Source organism: Escherichia sp. 20412-1 (assembly GCF_003027595.1).
GTDB classification, from domain to species: Bacteria; Pseudomonadota; Gammaproteobacteria; order Enterobacterales; family Enterobacteriaceae; genus Escherichia; species Escherichia marmotae.
The window spans coordinates 1-5,825 of sequence record NZ_PYQM01000078.1 but is presented as its reverse complement, the minus strand read 5'-3'; the positions used below and the strand labels follow the sequence as shown (position 1 = coordinate 5,825).

The 5,825-nt window shown below is 41.9% G+C and carries 2 protein-coding genes and 2 pseudogenes; all 4 read left to right on the top strand.

Annotated features, from left to right (window positions below; all coding sequences use genetic code 11):
- Positions 1 to 123: 123 nt before the first annotated feature.
- Positions 124 to 459 (top strand): annotated as a pseudogene (locus C7B16_RS23585) (GGDEF domain-containing protein); the annotation flags it as partial.
- 84 nt (positions 460 to 543) lie between these two features.
- Positions 544 to 2,658: a UDP-forming cellulose synthase catalytic subunit gene (bcsA, locus tag C7B16_RS23580; RefSeq protein WP_107180251.1), complete on the top strand. Its 2,115-nt coding sequence runs from the start codon at positions 544 to 546 to the stop codon at positions 2,656 to 2,658.
- Between the two features lie 66 nt (positions 2,659 to 2,724).
- Positions 2,725 to 5,025 (top strand): cellulose biosynthesis cyclic di-GMP-binding regulatory protein BcsB, encoded by a 2,301-nt coding sequence (bcsB, locus tag C7B16_RS23575; RefSeq protein ID WP_071985560.1) that lies wholly within the window; start codon positions 2,725 to 2,727, stop codon positions 5,023 to 5,025.
- A 118-nt stretch (positions 5,026 to 5,143) separates the two neighbouring features.
- A pseudogene (locus tag C7B16_RS23570) lies at positions 5,144 to 5,825 on the top strand (cellulose biosynthesis protein BcsC); the annotation flags it as partial.

Genomic DNA, 5,825 nt, shown 5'->3' with positions numbered 1-5,825 from the left:
CCGTCTGCGTTTCTCCGGTCCTAAGACATCAATCATCTGTTCTCCAATGACTAGTCTAAAAACTAGTATTAAGACTATCACTTATTTAAGTGATATTGGTTGTCTGGAGATTCTGGGGGCTAGTCTATTAATGATAAGTTTGGCCATTTGTTTGGTGATGAGGTACTCATAAAAATAGTTAATCTTATTAAAGATGAATTGCCTCGCAGTAAAGGTGAAATTTATCGGTTTGGTGGCGATGAGTTCGCTATCATTTATCATGATAAAGATGTAAGTCAACTAACAAGAATTTTGCACCGAATTGTTCATTTCTCGATGGGTGGGTTGAATTGTAGTTGCAGCATTGGCGTAGCTAATACTGACGAGTGCATGAATAATATTGAACGGTTGAAATTGTTGGCAGATGAACGATTATACAAAAGTAAGCAAAATGGTAGAGCTCAGATAACATGGTGTTAATGTGTTAAATTTCATTGAATTGGTTCCTTATGTTTCAAAAAAACACACAGTTTGAATAATAGTATTAATGAATGACTAGATGCCATGATCTTTAAAAATAAAGAAGCATACAACAAAATCCTTCTGGTTGTTGCTATATTGCTATGTTTTGTTTTTATATCGATTGTCGAACAGCCTCTTGGACGTTATCAACAAATATTATTCTCTATTATCATTTGCATCTCTGTTTTTCTCATCAATTTTGTTAAGGGAAGGATAATTACCCTTATTTTGATGGGGATTGGCGTACTCATATCTTCCAGATATCTATGGTGGCGTTACTCTTCTTCAGTTATCCTGGATGAGGTTCCAGACAGCTTCTTTTCAGTAACGCTATTAGTTGCTGAGACGTATGCCTGGCTTGTCTTATTACTGGGTTACTTTCAGGTTTGCTTTCCATTGAACAGAGAGTGTATACCCTTACCAGACAATAAAGAAGAATGGCCTAATGTTGATATATTAATACCCACTTATAATGAACCTCTGACGGTTGTGAAGAATACAGTTTATGGTGCACTGGCATTAGACTGGCCAAAAGATAAATTACACGTCTGGATCCTTGATGATGGCGCCAGGCAAGAGTTTAGAAGATTCGCAGATGAATCAGGCATTCATTATGTCGCAAGAGAAACACATGAACATGCTAAGGCCGGAAACATAAATAATGCGCTTAAAATAGCTAACGGAGAATTTGTTGCTATTTTTGATTGCGATCATATACCTTCTGTTTCTTTTTTAACGAAAACAATGGGTTGGTTTATTGCTGATGAAAAACTATCGATGTTGCAAACACCACATCATTTTTTCTCCCCTGATCCTTTTGAGCGAAATCTGGGACAGTTTCGGCAAAAGCCAAATGAAGGGCATCTCTTTTATGGATTAATCCAGAATGGAACGGATACCTGGAATGCTTCATTTTTTTGTGGTTCGTGCGCAATTATCCGTAGATCTGCTTTGGATGAGGTGGGTGGCATTGCAGTCGAAACAGTAACGGAAGATGCGCATACGTCGTTACGTTTGCATCGTGCAGGTTACAGCTCTGCGTACCTTCGCTATCCTCTGGCTGCCGGACTTGCCACCGAAACATTATCAGCCCATATTGGGCAACGGATTCGGTGGGCCAGGGGAATGATCCAAATCTTGCGTATTGACAATCCATTATTAGGCAAAGGCCTGACATTATCACAGCGCCTTTGCTATCTCAGCAGCATGATGCACTTTTTATCAGGTGTGCCACGACTGATTTTCTTGTGTGCACCATTATGCCCCATTTTCTTTTCAGTTAATCTGATAGATGCATCGATAGCGGATATTATGTCTTATGTTTTGCCTTATCTATTTGTTATCGTTTTAACTAACTCAAGAATACAAGGTAAATACAGGCATTCTTTCTGGAATGAGATTTACGAAATGGTGCTGGCCTGGTACATTACGCTACCGACGCTTGTTGCATTACTTGCTCCGGCAAAAGGGCGCTTTAATGTTACAGCTAAAGGGGGATTAATAAAAAATAAGTTTGTTGACTGGCGAATATCATATCCCTACCTCATTTTTGCTATTTTAAACTTACTTGGATTGATAATGGGTATTGTTAATTTTTATAATTTGCAAGGGCATATTGCGATCCTGAATCTCTTTTGTTTAGTTTGGTTGCTTTATAATACAATTATTATTGGCGCAACTTTGGCTGTCTCTATTGAACAAAAACAGGTGCGTTTTTCTCCGCGTATCGACGTGTCTTTCAAAGGTGTGATCCAACTGACTGATGGGCGAAACTACCCTTGTTCTGTTCTTGATTTCTCCGAAGGAGGACTAGGGGTTATCATTGATAATATTTCCGACCTAAAAGATATTGATAAAACACAGCAGTTGTCTCTTCATCTGGATGATGGTTACGGAAAATGCGATATTCCAGTACAAATAGTTCATGCTTACAATAATAAAATTGGCCTGAAGATTATGCCAATGAGCCATGAACAAAGTATTAATTATGTTAGAGCGACATTTTCTCGTGATTCAATATGGCAAGAATGGAATGATAAAATATCCCAGGATAATATTCTAAAGAGCTTTTTTGAAATATCTTTCATCTCTCTGAAAGGTTACTGTAATATGATTTTTTATATTCTCCAGAATATTAAAGGACGTTCTAAGGGTTAGTTTTGTTTCTGGTTGCTAACTAAATATTTATTGTGTGTATTTGTTTTTAGTTCTTGAGTTTTTAAAATGGGAAGAAAGTTTTTTAAGGCTGGTTTTGCAATAATTTTCTTGGGGTTGTTATGCATTTATCAGGCAAATGCAGCATCGACTACACATACAACGATTAATAAACCTACCACCGGGATAATATTACCTTCTGTGCAGAAGGAGAACGTTTCTATTTATGAGAAAGTGCCATCCCGCCAGTTAAAGCTCCCATTTACGCAAATAGCAGCAGTGCCAGGTAATATTGTTCTGAGTGGAGTCAACCCTCAGGGTCATATTGAGTTTGGTATGCGCAGTGATGAAATGGTTTCAGAAGCGAAACTAAAACTTGAGTATACCCCATCGCCGTCGTTACTCCCTGTCCAGTCACAACTTAAGGTTTATCTTAATGATGAGTTGATGGAGGTATTACCGATTTTCAAAGAACAACTGGGGAAAAAAACGTTGACGGAAATATCTCTCAATCCATTGTATTTCTCCGATTTTAACCGCTTGCGTTTCGAATTAATTAGTCACTACCAGAGTGCATGTGAAAATTTGACCAGCAGCAGCCTGTGGCTTGATATTGGGCGCAACAGCGAACTGGAACTGACGTTTCAGAGACTCAATCTGAAAAATGATCTTTCATATTTTCCGGTGCCATTCTTTGATCCACGAGATAACCGTACCAATACATTGCCGATGGTATTTGCCGGTACTCCTGACAAAGGGTTGCAGCAGGCATCAGCAATTGTCGCTTCGTGGTTTGGTGCACAATCGGGATGGCGTGGTCATCGATTCCCTGTTTTCTATGACCAGTTACCAGAAAGTAATGCAGTGGTATTTGCCACTAATAATAGACGACCAGACTTTCTACGTGATCATCCGTTGGTGAATGCACCTGTTATTGAAATGATCAACCATCCGCAAAATCCTTTCGTCAAATTGTTGGTACTTTTTGGTCGCGATGACAACGATTTATTACAGGCGGCAAAAGGCCTTGCGCAGGGAAATATACTGTTTCGCGGCGATAGTGTGGTCGTCAATGATGTGGAGCCGCTTTTGCCGCGCAAACCTTATGATGCGCCAAATTGGGTACGCACTGACCGTCCTGTAACTTTCGCAGAGCTTAAGACATATGAAGGGCAATTACAGGCAAGCGCCCTGGAGTCTGCGGCAATTAATATTTCATTTAATTTGCCACCAGATCTCTTTCTGCTACGTAACCGCGGTGTTGATATGAAGATTAACTATCGCTATACCACACCAATGGTGAGTGGTTCGCGCGTGGATGTCAGCCTTAATAATCAGTACCTGGAATCTTTTCGTCTAAATACTCAATCTGCTACGGATCGACTGCTGTTACGTTTACCGTTATTGCAAGAATTGTTGGATGACAATAATAAAATTACCGTTCCGGCGTTGACACTGGGGGCGCTCAATCAATTGCGATTTAATTTTGAATACGTTAATACGATACCGCGCGCTGATGCTGATAGCTGTATTATTTCCCGGCCTTTGAAAAATCATGCAGTCATTGCAGATGATTCCACTATCGATTTTTCAAAGTATCATCACTTTATCGCCATGCCTGATTTACGCGCCTTTGTCAGCGCAGGCTTTCCTTTTAGTCGAATGGCTGATTTATCAGAAACAGTTGTCGTTATGCCTGAAAAGCCTGGTGCAACGCAGGTTGAAATATTGCTAAATACCCTGGGATTGATTGGTGCTCAAACCGGGTTTCCAGCCATTAATCTGACAATTACTGATGATATAAGCTCCGTTCGGAGCAGGGATGCAGACATTCTGTTGATAGGGACACTTCCACAAGAATTAGAAGACAAACAGCAAATAAATCTGCTTATTGAGGCAACGACACGTTGGGTAAAAAGTCCAATGCGGCACGCTAAATATGTCCAAATTGAGGCAGATAAAAACGATCAAAATTCGGAAACACAATCAACCATAGTTTCCCCATCGCCAATGGCTGCGGTGGTTGGTTTTCAGTCCCCGTATCATACCCAACGTAGCGTAATTGCATTGATGACCGAAGGAGCACGCGGCGATGGGTTACTCAACAATGCGTTGGTTGATAGTGTAAAGCGCGGCAATATCTTTGGCTCAGTCGCGGTTATTCGTGAATCTGGTGTCGATAGTTTACGGGCTGGAGATACTTATTATGTGGGGGATCTTCCCTGGTTTGAGCGTATCCAATACGTGTTAGCGAGACATCCCGTTCTGTTGGCGGTGTTGGCAACACTCAGTGTGGTGCTATTGGCATGGGTGGCCTGGCGTCTGCTACGCATTATTAGCCGCCGTCGTCTGAATCCTCATCAACAGTAATTCATCGTCATTTTTATTTTGCAGCTCAATCCTGTCCTGGCCTTAAACAGGCAGGGCGGGGAGCTGCACTCATTCTGTTTCTAATAAAAAGTGAGTTAACACCTGATTGAGGCCAGGCATGTACAAATTCACCCTAAATTTGCTCACACTATCCCTTGGTTTGTCGATGCTGTCGATGGCGGAAGCCGCGCCAACTGCTCATCAGTTGTTGATGGCGCAGGTTCGGTTAGGCGAAGACACTCACCGCGAAGATCTGGTCGAGCAATCGCTTTATCGTCTTGAATTGGTGGAACCCAATAATCCAGATGTCGTTGCGGCTCGTTTTCGCTATCTGCTGAGAAGGGGAAATATTGACGGTGCACAAAAACAACTTACCAGGCTTTTCCTGCTCGCACCGGATTCAAAAATATATCAAGCATCGCACACGGCTATGCGACTTTCCTCGCCTGATGGCCGTCAGGCACTGCAAATGGCACGTTTACAAGCTATCTCCGGGCGTCACAAAGAGGCTATTGCCAATTACGACAGGCTATTTAATGGGGCACCGCCAGATGTCGAAATGGCGATGGAATACTGGAGTACAGTGGCGCAAATAGCATCCCGTCGCAACGAAGCGATTAGTCAGTTGAGAATACTTAATAATGATAACCCTGACACTGGTGCAATATTGGGGGCGCTGGGCCAGGCGTATTCCCAGAAAGGCGATCGCGCGAATGCGGTGGTGAATCTGGAAAAAGCCCTCGCGCTGGACCCGCACAGCAGCAACAATGACAAGTGGAACAGCCTGTTGAAAGTGAACC

Bases quoted from the DNA above. Each gene is read 5' to 3' on its own strand.
- bcsA (WP_107180251.1), top strand. From the start codon at position 544: ATGATCTTTAAAAATAAAGAAGCATACAACAAAATCCTTCTGGTTGTT.
- bcsB (WP_071985560.1), top strand. From the start codon at position 2,725: ATGGGAAGAAAGTTTTTTAAGGCTGGTTTTGCAATAATTTTCTTGGGG.